This is a genomic window from Eubacterium callanderi, assembly GCF_900142645.1.
GTDB classification, from domain to species: Bacteria; Bacillota; Clostridia; order Eubacteriales; family Eubacteriaceae; genus Eubacterium; species Eubacterium callanderi.
Genome location: NZ_FRBP01000001.1, coordinates 184,425 through 204,023 on the forward strand (window position 1 = coordinate 184,425; position 19,599 = coordinate 204,023).

Below are 19,599 nucleotides of genomic sequence, written 5' to 3' on the forward strand. Positions count from 1 at the left end.
TAAAGGAGACTTTCCTATGAACATTAATACCCTCTGTATTCATGGTTCTAACGTTTATCGCAACGATACCGGAGCCATTTCTGTTCCTATTTTTCAAAATGCCACCTTTTCCCACCCTGGGGTTGGACAGAGTACAGGCTATGATTATTCGCGCATTCAGAATCCAACTCGGGAGCACCTTGAGGAGACCATCGCCCATCTGGAACACGGGAACGAAGCGCTTGCATTTTCCTCTGGCATGGCAGCTGTTACCGCTCTTTTTGAGCTATTTAAAAACGGTGATCACATTATCATCTCCGACGATCTTTACGGTGGCTCACACCGGCTGTTTAACAGTATTTCCTCCAATCATGGGCTGCAGTTCACGGCGGTCAACACCTCGGATACAGCAGCGGTCAAGGGCGCTGTCACACCTCTCACCAAAGCTATTTTTATCGAAACGCCGACCAACCCCATGATGAAAGTGACAGATATAAAAGCAATATCCAAAATCGCAAAGGCCTGTGATCTTTTGCTGCTGGTGGACAATACTTTTTTAACACCTTACTATTTAAACCCGCTGGAACTCGGGGCAGATGTGGTGATCCACAGCGGCACAAAATATTTGTCCGGCCATAACGACACGCTTGCTGGTTTTCTTGTTACTAAAAATAAGGCTTTATCCGAACGTCTCCGCTTCATTTATGGAACCACCGGCGCCTGTCTCTCTCCTTTTGACAGCTGGCTTGTCCTTCGTGGCATAAAAACTTTAGCTGTACGTATGGACAGACAGCAGCAAAATGCGTTAGAATTATCTAAGTGGCTATCACACCACACTCGAATTAAAAAGGTTTTTTATGTTGGTCTTCCAGACCATCCTGACTACGCACTTTCAAAAAAACAGGCCAGAGGCTTTGGCGCAATGGTTTCATTTAAGGTCGATTGCCCTCAGACAGCCGTAAAAGTACTAGAGCGCGTTTCCCTCATTCTGTATGCCGAGAGCCTTGGGGGTGTTGAGTCTCTCATCACCTATCCAATGCTCCAGACCCATGCCGATGTGCCGGAGAATATAAGGGAATCCCTCGGAATTGACAACTGTCTGCTGCGTTTGTCTGTAGGACTGGAGGATATTAATGATCTCATTGCCGACCTGGATCAGGCACTGAAATAGGAGGAATTTATGTCTTACAATTTTGATGAAATAGTAGACCGAAAAAACACCGGTTCCATTAAGTATGATTTTGCCGCAGAGCGGGGGATGCCCGAGGATATCCTGCCTCTCTGGGTAGCTGATATGGACTTCAAGACACCGCAGGCCGTTATCGACGCTCTCGTAAAAACCAGCGAACATGGTATTTATGGTTACTCTGATGTGAAATATGATTATTTTGACACACTGCGCACCTGGTACAGCAGGCGTTTTAACTGGGAAACGGAGGCCTCCTGGCTCGTCAAGACACCTGGTGTTGTCTACGCCATCGCCACAGCCGTGCGTGGTCTGACAGAGAAGGGTGACGCTGTACTGATCCAGCGACCAGTTTATTACCCTTTTACGCGCTGCATTGAGGTTAACGACCGCCAGTTGGTAAACAATCCATTGATCTGTCAAAACGGTCGGTATACCATTGATTTTGAGGATTTTGAGCAGAAGATTATTGATCATAACGTCAAACTGTTTATTCTCTGCAGTCCGCATAACCCTGTCGGCCGCGTCTGGACAAGGGCGGAACTGACACGGATGGGCGATATCTGCCTCGCTCACAATGTCACAGTTGTCTCAGATGAAATCCATGCAGATTTTGTATATGAAGGGCAGACGCACACCATTTTTGCCAGCATAAAACCAGCCTTTGCCGACATCAGTCTTACCTGCACAGCCCCCAGCAAAACCTTTAATCTCGCCGGACTTCAGGCCTCCAATATTTTTATCCCCAACCGGTCACTCCGCCACGCCTTTAAGGCGGAAATGGAACGTTCCGGCTTCAGCCAGGTAGGCCTCATGGGGCTCGTTGCCTGTCAGGCTGCCTACGCACACGGCGCAGAGTGGCTGGAGGCACTAAAGCAATATCTTGCCTCCAATTTATCCTTTATCCGTGTTTTTCTGAAAGAAAACTTACCAGAGGTAAAACTTATTGATCCAGAGGGAACCTATCTTGTATGGCTGGATTTTAGGGAATTGGGCTTGTCGGAGGATGCTCTGGAAAACCTGATCGTTAATAATGCCAAACTGTGGCTGGACCGCGGCGCCATGTTTGGTCCTGAGGGCGAGGGCTTTGAACGTTTTAACATCGCCTGCCCAAAAGCAACGCTGGAAAGAGCCTTTTCTCAGCTTAAGGCGGCAATTGACGCCCTTTAATCCTGACGGCAGAAGCAGAAGCCTCTGCCGCTTTTTTATTGCCAAGCTTAAATATTCCTTTTATTCCAACCCTTGTAGCAGAAGCTTAATTTCCTGCGTCTTATAACCTGATACCCTTTACAGCGATTATTGATGGATTTTTTCTTCTTATTATGATAGTATTACAAAAAAAGGAGAGAATTCGAAACATGGCTCAAGCTATTTATGTTTTTGGACATCAAAATCCCGACACGGACTCCATTTGCGCCTCTCTTTCCTATGCCTACCTGAAACAGGCTCTCGGAAATGAAAACGTCGTGGCATGCCGTCTTGGTAATATTAATAAAGAAACAAAATATGTACTGGATTATTTTAATGTGGAGCCGCCTAAGCTGATCAAAAGCGTTAAGCCTCAGGTTTCCGACCTTCATTTCAATAATTTTTCAATGGCGACAGAACAGGATTCGGTATTAAAAACCATGAATCAGATCATTTCAAATCCCGGCCGTTCTCTGCCCGTTGTCGATACCGATAAGAAGCTTCTTGGTATCATCTCACTTCCAGATATCATCCAGGCCTACACAGACCCTTATGTTGAGTCTATTCTCAAGGACACCGAAACCCCTTATAAAAATATCATTGAAATTCTGGATGCCCGTATTATCGGAGAGATTCCACATGACTATGTTACCGGCAATGTCTACACCAATACCGAGCTGGTCGCCGGTCAAAAACTCAACGCAGAGGATTTTGTCGTCACAGCCCTCAATGATGGCTCACTTGAAAAGGCTTTTAATGTCGGTGCAGAAAACATCATTATCTCCAACACACCGATTGGAACAATGCCTCTGATTCCTGAAAATTATAAAGGACTCGTATTCCTTTCTAACCATTCTCCTTTTGAGGTTATCCGACTTTTAACCCAGGTAATCCCAATTACCAACTTTGTAAAGCGCGAAAATCTGGAGTACTTTGTCACATACGAAACAATTGATGATGTCAAAGAAAATATGCTGACCTCTAATCATACAAGGTTTCCAGTTGTCTCTGAAGACGGTATGGTTCTTGCCTCCATTACCAAAAGTAATTTGCTGGACTATAACCGTAAACAAGTTATCCTCGTTGACCACAACGAACGCGGGCAGTCTATCCGAGGCGTGGAGGAGGCTGAAATTATCGAGGTTATCGACCACCACCGTGTCGCTGAAATTCAGACGGCCACACCGCTTTATCTCCGGATTGAGCCTGTAGGCTGCACCTGTACCATCGTAGCCAGGATGTACCATGAGCGGAATATCCCAATACCGCGCCCTATCGCTGGTTTAATGCTTTCGGCTATTATTTCAGACACCCTGCTTTTCCACTCTCCTACCTGTACTGAAACCGACCGGAAAATTGCAGAAGAACTGGCCGATATTGCTGGGGTTGATCTGAAAGCCTACGGCGAAAACATGCTGGTAGCCGGCAGTAATCTGGCAGACATGTCTCCGAAAGAAATCTTATCAGCGGACCGCAAACGCTTTACCATGGGTAACTATAAAGTTATGGTTTCTCAAATCAATACTGGCGACTTTAAAGGTATGTTTAAACAGCTCAGACCAGTATTATCCGAAATGGAAAAAGCGTGCGCTGAGGAGGGATTTGACCTTGCTGTCCTGATGGTAACTGATATTATTATGGGCGGCAGTGAAATACTGGTGGCCGGAAAATCCAGAAAACTTGCCGAAGCTGCTTTTGGTATCGGAGAGAATGACATCAGTAAATTTTTTCCTGGTGTTTACTCCAGAAAAAAACAGGTTGTGCCGCCGCTTATGAATGCTTCGGCGTTATAATTTAATAAATCTTAACAAAAGAGAAGGAGTTTCATTCTTTCTCTTTTCTTTTGTTTATATTTACTCTATAATGGTATAAAGAATTAATATGAAAGGAGACCTGCATGCAACGAATTAAACAAAATATGGTTTGTATCTTGATTCTCATTTTTGCATGTCTGCTTCTGCTTTCAGGATGCAGTAAAAAGGAACTTGTCAATAACAGTATTACCGGAGAAATCCTGGATTCGGAGAAATCCGAAGCACTGATTGACGGTACCTATACCGCCATATCCAAGTATTATGATCCCAGAGGCTACGGCCAGAGAATAACGGCCTCCGTGCACAAAGGCATTATCACAAAGGTCACCTACGAGGAAACCAACGCTCAAGGAACCAACCGTCTGTCCGTTCCCTCTCCCAAAGAAGGCTGGACTGAAACAGATCTGAGTCTGGGCACTGTTTATTCAAAGCTTTATACGAGTTTTATTGAAAGGCAGAACCCTTCAATCGACACGGTGACCGGTGCTACACAGACCACTGAAAATTTTAAAACCCTCGCTTCTTCTGTCTTTAACGACTGTAAAACCGGTGACACAACACCTAAGGTTATCAATGATTTTATCTGGACCTATACGGCTGAAAGTCCAACTGAGGATGCGTTGGGATATAAAGGCAAACTTTCGATAACCTTTGATAATGACACCATCACTCAGGTAGTTTATGATGAATACAAAGACAATAATCTTAAATCCTCGAATGTGTTGATGAAACAGTATTTTGCATCGCTGTCAAAGGAAACCATACAAAAGCAGAACCTGACTCCAGTAACTGTCGACCCGGTCAACAACCCGCTGGAAGCCACTAAATACAATGAATTGCTTCAGGTTATTGCCAATCAGAGGACGCCCTTTGGTTCAGTATAAAAAAGAATAAGCGGAAAATCCCAATGGTTTGGCGTTATTCCTTTTTGACTTGACAAAAATGCAACAAACATATATACTTGAATAAACTGGTTATGATCGCTGCGTCAAAAACTAACATATTTATTAGAGAAGGTGGAAAAATGGAGAATAATACATTTGGTTCACGTCTTAAAGCTTTAAGACTGTCTAAAAATCTAACTCAGGAGAAATTCGCAAATATTTTTTATCTTAATAAAAGTTCAATTTCTAAATATGAAAAAGATAAAAATTTGCCTGAAAATCAATTATTAATTAAAATCGCTGACTTTTTTGATGTATCTGTTGATTATTTGTTATGTAGAACATCCCAGCAAAAATTATTGCCAAGCAATCCAAAACCAATGAGCGGTGAAGAATTCTTAAGCTCTTATGTTTTCTCTGAGGAAGAAACGGAAGCTTTTGCAGCTTATTTTTCTTTCCCCGACGACTTGAAAAAGGAAGTTTTAGACTATATTCGTTTTAAACAACAATAATTCAAAGCTTGGGAACCTCTCACTTTCCAGGTCATCAGTAAAAGGTTAATTAAAAAACCCGCTGTCTTCTCAGCGGGTTTTTATTTATATCATTATTCTTTTATACCAGTAACGAAATAAATATGCCTAAGAAGCTAATCATTCCGATACCCAACAATTTGTCATATTTCATTACGGTCACCTGTCTTTCTCTGATTTTTAACTTACTGATATTATACCCGACACATGTATCAAGCCTACAACCATGAAGTTAAAAATTTTATGAATTAAGTAAACATAATGAAATCGCTTGTATCATTTTAATTCCGAATTGTTACAATCTTTACAAATCTATTTTTCAAAAATGCTCTGGGCAATGTTAACACCGGCTTTTGCATCTTTACCGTAATAATCTGCTCCGATATCAGCCGCGTACTCAGCGTTGAGCACTGCACCGCCGACCATCACAGCTGTTTCCGGACAGCGTTCATGAAGCTGACTCACGGTTTCCGCCATATTTTTGACAGTTGTTGTCATCAGCGCGCTCAGGCCGACCAGCCGGATATTCTCCTTTTTGACAGTCGCAACAATCCTTTCTATCTCAACGTCCTTGCCAAGATCCAGTATTTCATAGCCGTAATTTTCCAGGATAACCTTCAGGATGTTTTTTCCAATATCGTGGACATCTCCTGAGACAGTAGCCAGTACAATCCGTCCTTTTATGATCTGTTCCTCAGCGCTGAGGTGGCTCTTGATAATCTCAAAAGATTTCTGAACAGCTTCGGCTGCAAAAATAAGGTTTGGCAAAAATGCTTCCCCTGTCTCAAATTCCTCGCCCACAATATCAAGACCGGGTATCAGATAGTCATTGACAAGGGCCATCGGGTCCAGTGTCTTCAGGAGTTCTTCCGTTGCAACAGCGGCCTCTTCCTTCATTCCCTTAACGACCATTTTTTTAAGATCAGGCAGTGCTTCACCTTTATCCTTGGCTACCGGGGCTGCCGATTTACTGTTATATTTTGTGACATATTGGATACAGCTTTCATCATAACCCCAAAGCCCCCTGAAGGAGGTGACAACATCCATCATTCCCTGGTCAGAAGGATTCATAATCGGCGTGTTTAAACCTGCTGTAAAGGCCATGGTGAGAAAGGTGCGGTTCATCAGCTCTCGGTTTGGCAGCCCAAAGGAAATATTGCTGATGCCAAGCACTGTTGGAACCTGCAGTTCTGAATGAATCAGTTCAAGGGCTTTGATGGTTTCTTTCACCATTTCCTGCTGGGCCGATGCGGTCAGAACCAGACAGTCGAGCAGCATATTCTTTTTGGGAATTCCCATGGACGCTGCTTTATGAATGATCCTCTTCCCAATGGCGAGACGGTCCTTAGCCTTTTCAGGAATACCCTTTTCATCCATGGTCAGTCCGAGAACGCAGGCGCCATATTTTCTGGCAATGGGCAGTATCCGCTCCATAGAGCTCTGTTCCCCATTGACAGAGTTAATAATCGGCTTTCCATTATACTGCCGCAGTACCGCCTCAATGACCTCAGGGTCTGAGGAGTCAATCTGCAGCGGCAAATCAACCAGATTGCTGACAGCCTCGACAGCCTTCAGCATCATTTCCTTTTCATCAATATCCGGCAGCCCAAGATTGATGTCAAGAATGTGAGCCCCTTCCTTTTTCTGTTCTATGGCCAGCTTTTTAACAAGGGAAAGCTCTCCGCGGCGCAGCTCTTCCTTTAACGCCACGTTTGTCGTTGGGTTAATACACTCTCCGATGATGCGGATATCCTGCCCCAGCGCAACGGTTCTGGTTCCTGTTGCCACAAGTGTCTGCTGTTTCTCAGGCCTTAAATTCCCGAGATCTGGAAGCGGAGAAACTTTTGTGGCATCAATGGTCTTTTGGATATATTCCGGGGTTGTCCCACAGCACCCGCCCAGCACAGATGCCCCATTTTGTGCAATTTCCGCCATATAAGCGGCAAATTCGTCCGACGTTATATCATAGAAGGTTTTTCCATCCGCCACCCGCGGAAGGCCCGCATTTGGCTGAACAACAACTGGGACCGAAGCATACTTAAGCAGCGTATCAATAACCGGCATCATTTTATCTGGACCGGTAGAGCAGTTGATCCCGATGGCATCTACTCCCAAGGCTTCAAGTACCGTCACAACGGTCTGGGGATCGGAGCCTGTCAATGTGCGCCCATTTTCCTCAAAGGTCATTGAGGCGATTACCGGCAAATTGCTGTGCTCTTTTGCCGCCAGAACAGCTGCCTTCATTTCATAGATATCGGTCACGGTTTCAATCAGCAGCACATCCGCCCCCGCCGCAGCCCCAATTTCGACCATCTGCGCAAAATAATGATACGCTTCGTCAAAGCTGATCTCCCCAAGGGAACCGATCAGAGCGCCCAAAGGGCCGATATCCAGGGCGACATAGCCAGGCTTCAGTTCCTTTGCCAGCTTCACAGCCGCTGTAATGATCGCTCCCTGGTCGTATTCCGTATCGTTTAGCTTATAGCCGTTTGCTCCGAAGGTACAGGTCGTGATAATATCTGCCCCGGCTTCAATATAGGCTCTGTGAATGTCCTGAATAATCTCAGGATGTGTTAACGTCAGTGCCTCTGGCACAGGACCGATATTTTCAAGCTTTGCCTGAAGCAGGCTTCCCATGGCGCCGTCAAGATAAAGTCGTTTTGTTTTTAATGCTTCTGTAAATTTCATAGTCCTCACTTTAGTCCAATTCAATTTCTCCCCACGCGCCCATCCGGTTGTCAACGATGATCAGGGCACCCTTGATGCCAGCGATACCTTTTATCCACTCGATGGCACTGCTGATATCCTCGTGAGTTCTGACCCGGTTTCCAAGAGCTGTGGCCGCAGCGTCAGAGAGATAGACATCCTCGCTGACAACAGTGGCAGCATCTGCCTTTCCAAAGCTGAGCGAATGCCCAACGGTACCTGATGAGGTACAGATTCCTATGGGATGGGAGGCTGGCTTTATTTTTAATGCCAGATCCTTAAAAGCAGAGCGGCCTGCATCAATGGCAACCCGGCGGGTTTTATCCGTCTTTATAAACAAGTCACCGCCGTTTTCAACGATGACTTCTTTGTTCTGTTTTAAAAGCACTCCTCCGACGCTGGCTGAGACAGCTCCCGCCACAGCCGCCATCGGACCGACGCCCACAGCGGCGGCGGCAGTTTTCATGCGTTTGATCATTGCCGGATCACGCTGCAAAACCGGTATCGGCTCAAGCGATGTAAAGAACTCAGGCACTGCCCTTCCATAATTTCCCAGTATTTTCCGGGTTTCGTGAACCTGACGCTGCATCAAATCAGTCTGGTCTGTCTCCGACGCGATCAGAAGATCTGTCTCATATTCCACAACGCGGTAATAAACCAGGCCGTCAGCCTGCATTTTATCTCGATAAACACGTTTTTCGTACATTGTCCTAAATAAGGGTATGGATAGCACGGACCGGGCAGGCTTTAATACAAAGTGCGCATTCCAGACATTTTTCGGGATGATAGGTCAGGAGCCAATTCTCATCCATATCCAGAGCTCCCACAACACAGGCGGCAGTACAGGCGCCGCAATCCACACAGCGGTCCTTATCCACCGCAATGACAGAGACGACCTCCTTAACGTCAACGCCGCTCTTTTTAATAAAGGCGATCCCTTTCTCAATGTTATCCTCTGAGCCAGAAACTTCAAAAAGCAGGGTGCCGTTCACGTCATCATCGACAAAAGCCTTTAAAATATTCAGCTGCAAATCATAATCCCGGATCAGCTGGCTTGCAATGGGTTTGCCGGTTGCTTCTTTTGGGAAGTTCAAAACAATTTTTTTTACCATTATTTGTTACCCCCTTCTTTTATTTTCAGGCTGTTAAGCGTATTGTTGACCGGGAATTTCGTTACAGGTTCCTGGAGGAAAAACTCACCTTTTTTTATCCATCCTGTCAGCTCATCTGCAATAGTTCTTGCCTTTGTAAGGCTGGAGAGCGGCGAGGTCCGGATCTTTTTCCCATCGATTTCGACAGACCCGCTGCGCAGCTCTGCATAGCTGACCTTTTTAATGACTGGCCGGTCTTTATCGCTGTAGTCCATGATATTTGTATGGAGCTCTGCGTCTGTTACTGAGACAAACTGCATCATTTCTTCATCTAAAATAGGAATTGGTATCCCAATCCCCACAAACATGGATACTCCATAGCGTTCAAAAACAGCTGGCTGAATGTATTTTGTGTTCATCTCACGCATTTCGCCCATGACGGCCAGTGTCCCTGCTCCGCCCAGCGGATATCCTTTGTCATCCCGGGCGCCTCCTGAATTAAACTGAGTCCCCATCCATGAGACATAGCCTTGAGCACCGGCTAAGAAAATGCGCGTACCCATACCGATGGTTTTATACAGAGGATCATTCAGTAATGGACTGAGGGCCCCGGCAGTACTATAAGTGATGTTTCCCATATTGGGGTGTAAAATTCCCATATAAGTGTAGATACGTTTTTTTGAGGTATTGATGGCCGCATTATAGTTCTGATAGCAGTTTCTCGGATTGTAAAGGTAAGCTTCGTTCATGTCCTTCAGCCCTACCCAGGTATCGATTTCCTTTCTCGGATAGCAGTCTGTCCCTGGCGAGGTGGCGTGGAGATGTACTTCCTTACCGTCAATCAAATCGCAGATGACGTGTGCACCGCCATATTCTGCGCCTTTATCTGAAGATGGCTGTGTTGCTCCAATGTAGGTATCGACAGCCGCCAGTCCACCGTAGGCTTCAACATTGTTCAGCTCAATCTCTGCCATACGGATCGGCGGATCGGCGTGTCCAAAATTTAAAAAGGCGCCGGATGAGCACATGGGTCCAAAGGTAGCTGTTGTAACAACATCCACATACTCTGCCGCTTCTTTTGTTCCGCGTTCCTTAACAATATCAATAACTTCTTCGGCTGTGACAATGACGGCCTCGCCTCTGGCAATTTTCTCATTAATTTCCTGATAAGTCTTTGGCATATTTACTCCTTCTCTTTCTATAAAAAAACTCATTTTCACCAAATGAAAATGAGTCTGCTTTAGATTATCTTTCATTTCATGAAAAGAAATGCTGGATTTGGCACCACGCTTACGCAGGTTGCCGGGTTTCATTGGGCCAGTTCCCTCTACCACTCTTGATAATTCGATTATTCAATTGTACGCTGTATACTAGTATAGCAAAAAACAAATTTAAATGCAATCACGATTTACAATTCATTTTCTGACATTTGTTTTTTCAATAAACAACCTCTTAAATAAATGCAGGCACACGCCAAAACGGCGTGTACCGCAATATATAGTGTTTTATTTCTTTTTTAATTCTATTTCGTCCATATCTCGTTTTACTGCTGTGCAGCTGTCTGCTGGAGATAGGCATTCATAAACTGGTCTAAGTCACCATCCATGACCGACTGGATATTGCCGACTTCCACATTGGTACGGTGATCTTTAACCATATTATATGGGTGGAACACATAAGAACGAATCTGCGATCCCCAGGCAATCTGGCTATAATCGCCCACAACGTCATCCAGCTTTTCTTTCTGTTCCTGCTCCATGATCTCAACCAGCTTACCCTTGAGCATGTTCATCGCCACCTCTTTATTCTGATGCTGGGAGCGCTCGTTCTGGCACTGCACAACAACACCAGTCGGAATATGGGTAATTCGGATAGCCGATGAGGTTTTATTGACATGCTGGCCGCCTGCACCGCTTGCGCGGTAGGTATCCACACGGATATCATCCGGGTTGATTTCAATTTCCACACTGTCATCAACCTCTGGTGTAACATCCAGAGATGCGAAGGAAGTATGCCGGCGGCCTGAAGAGTCAAAGGGTGAGATGCGGACCAGACGGTGGACACCTCTCTCTGTTTTCAGATAGCCATAGGCGTTAATGCCTTCGATAAGTAAAGTGGCGCTTTTGATACCGGCAACATCCCCGGGCTGTAAATCAAGCGATTTAACCTTAAAGCCTTTACGCTCTGCCCAGCGGGTATACATTCTGAGCAGCATTTCCGCCCAATCCTGGGATTCGGTACCACCGGCGCCTGGGTGCAGTGAGATAATGGCGTTATTGCTGTCATACTCACCGGACAGGAGGGTTTCCAGCTTGAATTTCTCAAGCTCTTTTCCAAAAGCCTCAATGGTATCTGGGAGCTCGTCCATTTCTTCTCCCTCATCGATCAGTTCAAACATAACGAGGATATCATCAAGATTATCCTTCAGCTTATCGTACTCACCTTTTTTCTGGCGTAGGATTTTCAGCTCCTTCAAAACCTTCTGGGCTTTTTGCTGATCGCTCCAAAACTCTGGTGATTCGGTCTGGGCGTTCAGTACTTCTATTCTTTCACTGACGGCTGGTAAGTCAAAGTGAATCCCTCAAATCCGTCAGTTCTTTTTCCTTTTCATTGACACTCTGTCTGCATTCATAGAGATCAATCACGACATCACATCCTTACTTTTATAAATTTGCGCCGCAGCACTTCTTATACTTTTTACCGCTGCCGCAGGGGCAGGGATCATTGCGGCCAACCTTCTTATTTCTGGCGGCTGCGGGCCGGCCTTCAATTTCACTTTCATTGGTTTTAACATCCTCCATATTGACGTTCCGCTGCTGCTGGGGCGCCTTCTGGATTTTAATATTATAAAGGTACTTGACCGTGTCTTCCTGGATTCTCAAAATCATATCCTCGAACATGGCAAAACCCTCTTTTGTGTATTCCTTAACAGGGTCATTCTGTCCGTAAGCACGCAGGCCAATCCCTTGTTTCAGCTGTTCCATATTGTCAATATGTTCCATCCAGGCAGCGTCAACACTTCTCAAAAGAATCGCGCGCTCAAGCTCCTGCATATTAGCATCGCCCAGTGTTTTTTCTTTTTCTTCATAGTTATTCCGGCAGTACTGAAGAATCGCATTTTTGAGGACATCACGGCTTTCAGGCTCTTTGGGCAGGTTCAGTGTTGCCCCTTCAGCCACCAGTGTCTTTTCAAAGTAGTTGTTCAGACCTTCAAGATCCCAGTCATCGTAATAGTCTCCGCCATTGGTGTACATTTCCACATAGCTGTCAACCATATCTTCGGTCATTTTCCAGATCTGTTCATGCATATTCTGCCCGTCGATAACTTGCTGACGCTGCTCATAGATAATTTCTCTCTGGCGGTTCATGACATTATCATACTGAAGGACGTTTTTACGGATATCAAAGTTTCTTGCTTCCACGCGCTTCTGCGCACTTTCAATCCCCCTGGTCAGCATTTTATTTTCGATGGGCGTATCCTCATCGAGGCCAATGCTCTCAACCATGCTCTGAATTTTTTCCGAACCAAAAATACGCATCAGGTCATCTTCCAGGGAGACAAAAAACTGTGAGGAGCCCGGGTCACCCTGACGTCCGGAACGGCCTCGCAGCTGGTTGTCGATACGGCGGCTCTCATGGCGCTCTGTCCCAATAATATGAAGCCCGCCCAGCTCCTGGACACCTTCTCCGAGGACGATATCCGTACCACGGCCCGCCATATTGGTGGAAATGGTAACGGCATCCATCTGACCGGCATTTGAGACAATCTCCGCTTCACGTTCCAGATATTTTGCGTTCAGAACATTATGCTTAATACCTTCTCTCTTAAGGTATTTACTTAAAAGTTCTGACTTCTCAATGGAAATCGTCCCGATCAGAATCGGCTGTCCGGTGGCATGGCGCTGCTTAACCTCTTCGGCCACCGCCTTGAATTTCCCCTCTTCACTTTTGTAGACAAGGTCGTTCATATCATTACGAACCATCGGTTTATTGGTCGGGATCGTTACAACGTTCAAATTATAAATGGTGTTGAATTCTTCTTCCTCAGTCTTTGCTGTACCGGTCATACCGGAAAGCTTGTTGAACATCCGGAAATAGTTCTGGAAGGTAATGGTCGCCAGTGTTTTAGACTCACGATTGACCTTTACATGTTCCTTGGCTTCAATGGCCTGATGCAGACCATTGGAATAACGGCGGCCTGGCATCAAACGGCCTGTAAACTCATCAACAATAATGATTTCGCCGTCCTTGACGACATAGTCGCGGTCCTTAAACATCAGAGCATTGGCGTGCAGAGCCTGATTGATATTATGGGAAATTTCCATATTATCCACATCGGCCAGATTATCCAGTCCAAAATATTTTTCAGCCTTTTCCACACCCTTTTCCGTCAGCATAACGGATTTTGCCTTTTCATCCTTGGTATAGTCGCCCTTTTCTTCAATGGGTCGGTCATCATCCTTTTCGTCTCCATCCCAGGTGTCTTCCTTGAGGCGCTTGACAAACATATCCGCCTGTTCATACAGCTTGGTACTTTTGTCACCGCTGCCTGAAATAATCAATGGGGTTCTGGCTTCATCAATAAGGACGGAGTCCACTTCATCGATAATGGCGTAATTAAGCACACGATGTACCTGCTGCGCTTTCTGGGAGGCCATATTGTCACGGAGATAATCAAAGCCAAATTCATTGTTGGTTCCGTAGGTGATGTCTGCATTGTAAGCCTCAATCTTTTCGTCGAAGCTCAGGCCGTGAACCACCAAACCAACTTTCAAACCTAAAAACGCATGCACTTTTCCCATCCACTCGCTGTCACGTTTAGCCAGGTAATCATTGACGGTTACGATATAAACGCCTTTTCCCTCAAGGGCATTCAAATAGGCCGGCAGAGTAGACACAAGCGTTTTCCCTTCACCGGTTTTCATTTCCGCGATATTCCCCTCATGAAGGACCATGCCGCCAAGCAGCTGGACCGGGAAATGCTTCATTCCAATTGAACGGTAGGCCGCTTCACGGACAGTGGCAAAGGCCTCAACCAGAATGTCGTCTAAGGTCTCACCATTTGCCAGACGCTCCTTTAACAATGCGGTCTGATTCTTCAATTCTTCATCTGACATGGCGCTGTATTGATCTTCCAATGCCAGGATTTTATCTACTTTTTTTTGCAGTCTTTTGATCTCTTTTTTATTGACATCAAATATTCCATCTAAAAACCCCAAAGTATTCACTCCTTACAGTTATATAAAAATTATTTAATTCGATATTAAGCACACTTACAGAACAGTATAACATATTTTGTCCATTATACCAAAAAAACTTAAAAGGGATTGAAGTTTTTTAACTTCAATCCCCACATCTTAATTATTTTTAATCTTTTTTCTTACGCCAGAACACGACATCCTTGCCGTCAACATTCAGCTTAACACGTTCGTATCCGGCTCTTTCGCGTTCTTCATCCGGATCTGCCGAACTCGCTTTCACGTCAGCACTGCTATTTGGGACGGATGGCTGCTGCGAAACGGTTACTGTGTTAACAGGTGCTGCCGGTTCTTCAATCGGCGGTGTAATGACCGGTTCCGCCGGCTTTTGAACAGCCGCAGCAGCCTGTTGGGCTGCAATGGTCTGGGCCTGAAGCTCTTCCGGTGTAATCTGACGGTGGACGGGCTGGGCTTCTGTTACTGCCTGAGCCTTAGCGACAGCCGCAGCGCGGGCCACAGCCTTTTCTGCTGCAACCTTTTCGCGTTCTGCTTTAAAGGGCTCCTTAACATCGACATATCTGGTACGGCGGCGTTTGCGGGCACGGATACGTTCCTGTTCCTGATTAACCTGCTGCCAGATACTGAGCATATCATCTTCTGTGCGTTCTTCTTTTTCTGTATTAATCATAGTTGCTCCATATTCCGGATTACTGACAATTTTATCATCCTCAACAACAAACGGCGTCTTTTCCTCAACAACCACTGGCTGCGGCTGGGGAACCGGCTCGATATTGATCACTGGCTCCTGAATAACAACACGCTGTTCCGGGACTTTTTCCTCCGGTTTTTCTTCAGTTTTAATTTCTTCCTGTTCCTTTTCAAAGGCTAGCTTGCCCTTTTCCTTTTCAGCATAGAATGATTGGGTAAAGAAACCGGAAACCGGTCCTGTATCTTCATCTGAAAAATCTTCTTTTACTTCTGAAGGCTCGTAGGTTCCGATATCCTTGATCGCCGTAAATACCTTTGTATCCTGACTCGGATCATATTCATCCAGAATTGACTTACCCATGCTGCTGTCACCACCATTATTCTGAATTTCAGCAATGGCTTCTGGTGTAAGCTTCGGAATAACATCGGTCATACTCTCAAAAGAGCCTTCAAGGTTTTCAATTGGGTCTTCCTCAAACTCTTCTTCCGGGTAGTAATCGTCGTTTTCATCATCGTAATCATCAAAGAAGTCGTCCTCTTCATCCTCATCCGGTGGCAGAATATAGTCTTCCTCGCCAATCGGTTCGTCTTTGTTAAAGACAGAATCTGCAGGCACACGGTTCATCGCGTACTGAACCCAGCCGATAAGGCCTATAAAAACAACGGCACTGCCAATACTGAAACCGCCGATACTGCCGATATACTGCATAAATCCGCCGACAAACGGAATGGGAACATTAACTCCCAGCACCCAGAGTCCGCTCTGCTGCATAACCGCATATACGGCATTTGTTCCTTCGTTAATACTTGTGGCAAAAGCCGAGGTCGCCGGAAGCGATTCAACAATTTTTGATGCCACAGGCATCTTGCCGCCGTTGATAAAAGTGACAATAAAATTTGCTGTAATACCCACCGCCATCATAATGGTCCAGAAATCATCCAGATTAAAGACCAGCATAACTAAAATCAAAATGTAGCTGATAAAATTGACCACTGGTAAAAATGCATCAACCGCTTCGATACCGCCAGTATAATAATACAGATGGAGTCCAAACTGCAAAATAATTCCGATAATTCCCAAAGGCAGCAAGGAGATTTTCTTCGCTTTGAAGCCTTTAAAGCTCCCGCCTCTGATAAAGCCAATGATTAGTCCTAGTATAATTGCTATTAGTACAAACATAACTTCCCTACCCTCTGTATTTATTCTGAAAAGTAAACACGTATTCTAATGACATTATATTACATCTATTTTAAATCAAAAGATTTATTATGTCAAACAAAAACACCCGTTAAATACTACTTCTTAACGGGTGTTAGGGGTTATTTTACTAGAAAATCGGCTCGATCAGGCCGTAGTTTCCGTCTTTTCTCATGTAAACAACGTTAACATCCTCGGTTTCCGCATTTAAAAATACAAAGAAATCATGTCCTAAAAGCTCCATCTGCATGGTTGCTTCGTCGACTGACATTGGTTTGACAGCAAATTTCTTTGTGCGCACGACCTTTGGCGGATGTTCTTCGTAATCTTCCATTGGTTCAAGACCGTCCAGGTTATATTTCAAGGCTTCTTCAGCGTAACGTTTTTGCAGTTTTGTTTTATGTTTTCTTAACTGGCCTTCCAGCTTGTCAACAACAGCTTCAATGGAGCCGGCCATGTCTTCACTTTTTTCTTCAGCTCGTAAAATTGTTTTACCCATCGGTATGGTTATTTCCAGCATCTGGAAGTTTTTTTCCTTGCTGAACGTGGCATACACTTCTGTCTCCTGCCCAAAGTAGCGGTCAAATTTTTCGAACTTTTTCCTGAGTGCTTCTTTTAAACCTTCTGATACATGCATGTTTTTTCCGTAAATTGTGAATTTCATAATGATAACTCCTTTCAAAAGGTCACTGTACCAGCACATTAAAACGATTAACAAAAATCGTCATCCTGTACTGGTGATGGCAATATTATACCATAACTCACACGAAAATGCACATACAAATTGTTACAATAATGTAACAAGGAGGCCAAAGGCCTCCTTATGTCCCGCTTGACCTGGTTTTTTCCCCCACACTCGCCAGCTGGGAGTTTAGCTCAAGGTTTATATCACAACTCCTCCTCTCGGCTTTACGCCGGCTGGTCTTACATCTAGGCCGCACTATGATCAGCTTTCCGCTTTTAGAAAGCCTTACGTGGATCGCTTCGCCTGCGACTGGCATCGACTTTCAACCACAAACACAGGACCACTTTATTATAAAGAAACCTTTAAGGACTGTCAAGCGTCCAAAAAATAAAGAAACAGGTACGTTTAAGCTGCACCTGTTTTAATAACCTATTTAAATTTTCACTTTAATTCTTCAACGTCATCGATGGACAGACCTGTGATCTTCGCTATCTCTGCAACCGGATAATCACGATCAATCATGGTGCTCGCAATTTTCAAGCGAACATCTGCTTCGCTATCATTTCCCATACCAGGCATGGTGTGGTCAACTACAGTTCGATACAACATCTGATTATCTCCTTTCAGCTTTCGCTCGTATTTCGTCTGCTTTTCCACAGCGATTAGATTTGCAATTCCTATTTACGAAACACATTATATCCATCACCGATTTTTTTTCAAGTGTTTAACGCTTTCAAAAATAGAATTCTTAAGTTTTCTCCACCACTATTGCCTTGTTTCATAAAAAAACCTCCATCAAATGGAATGGAGGTTTTTTGTTACTCAACTATTTTATTGTCAGACATTTCCTTCAAGAATGTTGATCATAATGGCGTTTTCCACCCGGCGGCGTTCAATCTCACAGGCGACATCGTAGGGTTCCATCACAGTATGGTTGAAGTTATAGGCGTTTGCGTGACAGCCTCCGCCGCAGAAATATTTACACCAGCAACTCTGGCATTTTTCTTTTTGCAGGAGATTTGCCTTACCGAATTCGTCCTTGATTTCGGGGTGCTGAATGCCTTCATCCACTGTTCCCATCTTAAATTCCTCATTGCCGACAAACTGGTGGCAGGGATAGATATCCCCTTCAGGTGTCACCGCGACGTAGTCACGGCCGGCTCCGCAGCCCGACAGGCGTTTATAGACACATGGACCATTGCTCAAGTCAATATTAAAATGGAAAAAATTATAATCCAGGCCTTTTTCATGGCGGTTGAGATAATCCAGAGCCAGTTTATCATATTCTGCCAGAATCTGGTCGACGTCTTCTCTCAAAATTGCGTAATCGTGCTCTTCCTCTGCAACGACAGGCTCCACAGAAATGCTTTTAAAGCCTTCCTCCGCCAGGAAATTCACATCCTCGCCGAAGTCCAGATTATGCTTGGTATAGGTGCCGCGGACATAGTAGTCCTTTTTACCCTCGCGCATGGCCGCCATCTTCTTGATTTTGTCAATGATGATGTCGAAGGAGCCCTTGTCATTGACTGTTCTTCGCATATTGTCATTCACGCATTTTCTTCCATCAAGGCTCAAAACCACATTGTCCATATTTTCGTCGATATAAGCCATATTTTCATCGTCCAAAAGCACACCGTTGGTGGTGATTGTAAATTTAAATTTCTTGTGATAACTTTCTTCCTTACTTCTGGCATAGTCCACCAGCTCTTTAACCACATCAAAATTCATGAGCGGCTCACCGCCAAAGAAATCAACTTCCAGGTTCTGGCGGTCTTTTGACTGTTCAATGATGAAGTCAATGGCTTTCTTTCCGACTTCCAGAGGCATCAGCAGCTTTTCGCCGTTAAAATCCCCCTGGGAAGCAAAGCAGTAGTTGCATTTCAGATTGCAGTCATGGGCGACATGGAGGCAGAGGGCTTTGACCAGATCGTGATTTTTGTAGACATCCGGGTCATAGTCGTTTTTCGTAAAAATCATTTTCTGTTCTTCAAGCATTTCAAGCTCCAGAATAACCTCCAGAAGCTCCTCCTCCGGATACTTACGCTTCAGCTTTTCAACGATCTGGTCCCGGCTCATTTCTTTATAATCGTCCAGAACTTCATAGGTCATCTCGTCCACTGTCAGCACGGTGCCGCTGTTGACATCCAAAACGATGTAAAGACCATTTAAATAAAACTTATGTATCATGATTATCTTCTTTCTTAACTTTCTTTTCCAAAATTTTATGCAAAGAAAAAGCAGTAAACACTGTTACTGCTTTTTCGCAAACTCATAATTATTTAGATTGTTTACACTGCTGGTTTCCCACTGTGCAGGAAGTTTTGCAGGCAGACTGGCAGGAAGTCTGGCATTCACCGCAGCCTTTGTTTTTAACATCAGCTAAAGTACCTTTTTTAACGATTGTGATGTGTTTCATCTCATTCACGCTCCTT

At 44.8% G+C, this 19,599-nt stretch carries 16 protein-coding genes and 1 riboswitch; of the genes, 5 read left to right on the forward strand and 11 right to left on the reverse strand.

The annotated features are described in order from the left end of the window. Positions 1-16 precede the first annotated feature (16 nt). From BUC22_RS00945 to BUC22_RS00965, 5 genes are all read left to right on the forward strand, one after another. A complete protein-coding gene (locus BUC22_RS00945) occupies positions 17-1,150 on the forward strand; it encodes a trans-sulfuration enzyme family protein (RefSeq protein ID WP_073381856.1) in 1,134 nt (377 codons plus the stop codon). A gap of 9 nt (positions 1,151-1,159) precedes the next feature. Then, a complete protein-coding gene (locus BUC22_RS00950; RefSeq protein ID WP_073381858.1) occupies positions 1,160-2,335 on the forward strand; it encodes a MalY/PatB family protein in 1,176 nt (391 codons plus the stop codon). A gap of 188 nt (positions 2,336-2,523) precedes the next feature. After that, entirely contained in the window at positions 2,524-4,146 is a 1,623-nt protein-coding gene (locus tag BUC22_RS00955) for a putative manganese-dependent inorganic diphosphatase (protein WP_073381861.1), read from the forward strand. Positions 4,147-4,250: 104 nt separating this feature from the next. Then, on the forward strand, positions 4,251-5,051 hold the full coding sequence (locus BUC22_RS00960; RefSeq protein ID WP_073381862.1) for a hypothetical protein: 801 nt from the start codon (positions 4,251-4,253) through the stop codon (positions 5,049-5,051). A gap of 140 nt (positions 5,052-5,191) precedes the next feature. Continuing rightward, positions 5,192-5,563, forward strand: coding sequence for a helix-turn-helix domain-containing protein (locus tag BUC22_RS00965; protein ID WP_013381903.1), 372 nt, complete (start codon positions 5,192-5,194; stop codon positions 5,561-5,563). A gap of 330 nt (positions 5,564-5,893) precedes the next feature. Here BUC22_RS00965 and BUC22_RS00970 read toward each other — a convergent pair whose 3' ends face one another. From BUC22_RS00970 to scfA, 11 genes are all read right to left on the reverse strand, one after another. After that, positions 5,894-8,269, reverse strand: coding sequence for a homocysteine S-methyltransferase family protein (locus BUC22_RS00970; RefSeq protein ID WP_073381865.1), 2,376 nt, complete (start codon positions 8,267-8,269; stop codon positions 5,894-5,896). Between the two features lie 10 nt (positions 8,270-8,279). Further along, a complete protein-coding gene (locus tag BUC22_RS00975) occupies positions 8,280-8,993 on the reverse strand; it encodes a UPF0280 family protein (protein ID WP_013381905.1) in 714 nt (237 codons plus the stop codon). 4 nt (positions 8,994-8,997) lie between these two features. Continuing rightward, positions 8,998-9,399: an NIL domain-containing protein gene (locus BUC22_RS00980; RefSeq protein WP_073381868.1), complete on the reverse strand. Its 402-nt coding sequence runs from the start codon at positions 9,397-9,399 to the stop codon at positions 8,998-9,000. Then, complete coding sequence (locus BUC22_RS00985) at positions 9,399-10,559, reverse strand: homocysteine biosynthesis protein (RefSeq protein WP_073381872.1); 1,161 nt, start codon at positions 10,557-10,559, stop codon at positions 9,399-9,401. Before BUC22_RS00985 ends, BUC22_RS00980 begins: the two co-directional genes overlap by 1 nt. Before the next feature lie 61 nt (positions 10,560-10,620). Continuing rightward, a riboswitch (SAM riboswitch) is annotated at positions 10,621-10,724 on the reverse strand. Positions 10,725-10,921: 197 nt separating this feature from the next. Beyond that, positions 10,922-12,023, reverse strand: a protein-coding gene (prfB, locus tag BUC22_RS00990) for a peptide chain release factor 2 (protein WP_371720340.1) whose coding sequence is annotated in 2 segments (ribosomal slippage) — positions 10,922-11,959 and positions 11,961-12,023 — 1,101 coding nt in all. Because the reading frame shifts where the segments join, the coding sequence is not laid out codon by codon here. Positions 12,024-12,041: 18 nt separating this feature from the next. Further along, a complete protein-coding gene (gene secA / locus BUC22_RS00995; RefSeq protein WP_073381878.1) occupies positions 12,042-14,597 on the reverse strand; it encodes a preprotein translocase subunit SecA in 2,556 nt (851 codons plus the stop codon). Between the two features lie 148 nt (positions 14,598-14,745). Next, positions 14,746-16,464 carry a DUF5317 family protein gene (locus BUC22_RS01000; protein WP_143163918.1) on the reverse strand — a complete coding sequence of 573 codons (1,719 nt, stop codon included), beginning with the start codon at positions 16,462-16,464 and terminating at the stop codon, positions 14,746-14,748. A 148-nt stretch (positions 16,465-16,612) separates the two neighbouring features. Continuing rightward, positions 16,613-17,146, reverse strand: a complete 534-nt coding sequence (hpf, locus tag BUC22_RS01005) for a ribosome hibernation-promoting factor, HPF/YfiA family (protein WP_013381912.1) — start codon at positions 17,144-17,146, stop codon at positions 16,613-16,615. Between the two features lie 462 nt (positions 17,147-17,608). Then, on the reverse strand, positions 17,609-17,776 hold the full coding sequence (locus BUC22_RS21625; RefSeq protein ID WP_158501375.1) for a hypothetical protein: 168 nt from the start codon (positions 17,774-17,776) through the stop codon (positions 17,609-17,611). A gap of 228 nt (positions 17,777-18,004) precedes the next feature. Beyond that, positions 18,005-19,354, reverse strand: a complete 1,350-nt coding sequence (scfB, locus tag BUC22_RS01010) for a thioether cross-link-forming SCIFF peptide maturase (protein ID WP_073381883.1) — start codon at positions 19,352-19,354, stop codon at positions 18,005-18,007. 88 nt (positions 19,355-19,442) lie between these two features. Next, positions 19,443-19,583, reverse strand: a complete 141-nt coding sequence (gene scfA / locus BUC22_RS01015; protein WP_013381915.1) for a six-cysteine ranthipeptide SCIFF — start codon at positions 19,581-19,583, stop codon at positions 19,443-19,445. Positions 19,584-19,599: the final 16 nt, after the last annotated feature.

Excerpts from the sequence above, each read along its gene's own strand:
- BUC22_RS00945 (WP_073381856.1), top strand. The coding sequence starts at position 17 with ATGAACATTAATACCCTCTGTATTCATGGTTCTAACGTTTATCGCAAC.
- BUC22_RS00950 (WP_073381858.1), top strand. The coding sequence starts at position 1,160 with ATGTCTTACAATTTTGATGAAATAGTAGACCGAAAAAACACCGGTTCC.
- BUC22_RS00955 (WP_073381861.1), top strand. The coding sequence starts at position 2,524 with ATGGCTCAAGCTATTTATGTTTTTGGACATCAAAATCCCGACACGGAC.
- BUC22_RS00960 (WP_073381862.1), top strand. The coding sequence starts at position 4,251 with ATGCAACGAATTAAACAAAATATGGTTTGTATCTTGATTCTCATTTTT.
- BUC22_RS00965 (WP_013381903.1), top strand. The coding sequence starts at position 5,192 with ATGGAGAATAATACATTTGGTTCACGTCTTAAAGCTTTAAGACTGTCT.
- BUC22_RS00970 (WP_073381865.1), bottom strand. The coding sequence starts at position 8,269 with ATGAAATTTACAGAAGCATTAAAAACAAAACGACTTTATCTTGACGGC.
- BUC22_RS00975 (WP_013381905.1), bottom strand. The coding sequence starts at position 8,993 with ATGTACGAAAAACGTGTTTATCGAGATAAAATGCAGGCTGACGGCCTG.
- BUC22_RS00980 (WP_073381868.1), bottom strand. The coding sequence starts at position 9,399 with ATGGTAAAAAAAATTGTTTTGAACTTCCCAAAAGAAGCAACCGGCAAA.
- BUC22_RS00985 (WP_073381872.1), bottom strand. The coding sequence starts at position 10,559 with ATGCCAAAGACTTATCAGGAAATTAATGAGAAAATTGCCAGAGGCGAG.
- BUC22_RS01000 (WP_143163918.1), bottom strand. The coding sequence starts at position 16,464 with ATGTTTGTACTAATAGCAATTATACTAGGACTAATCATTGGCTTTATC.
- hpf (WP_013381912.1), bottom strand. The coding sequence starts at position 17,146 with ATGAAATTCACAATTTACGGAAAAAACATGCATGTATCAGAAGGTTTA.
- BUC22_RS21625 (WP_158501375.1), bottom strand. The coding sequence starts at position 17,776 with ATGTTGTATCGAACTGTAGTTGACCACACCATGCCTGGTATGGGAAAT.
- scfB (WP_073381883.1), bottom strand. The coding sequence starts at position 19,354 with ATGATACATAAGTTTTATTTAAATGGTCTTTACATCGTTTTGGATGTC.
- scfA (WP_013381915.1), bottom strand. The coding sequence starts at position 19,583 with ATGAAACACATCACAATCGTTAAAAAAGGTACTTTAGCTGATGTTAAA.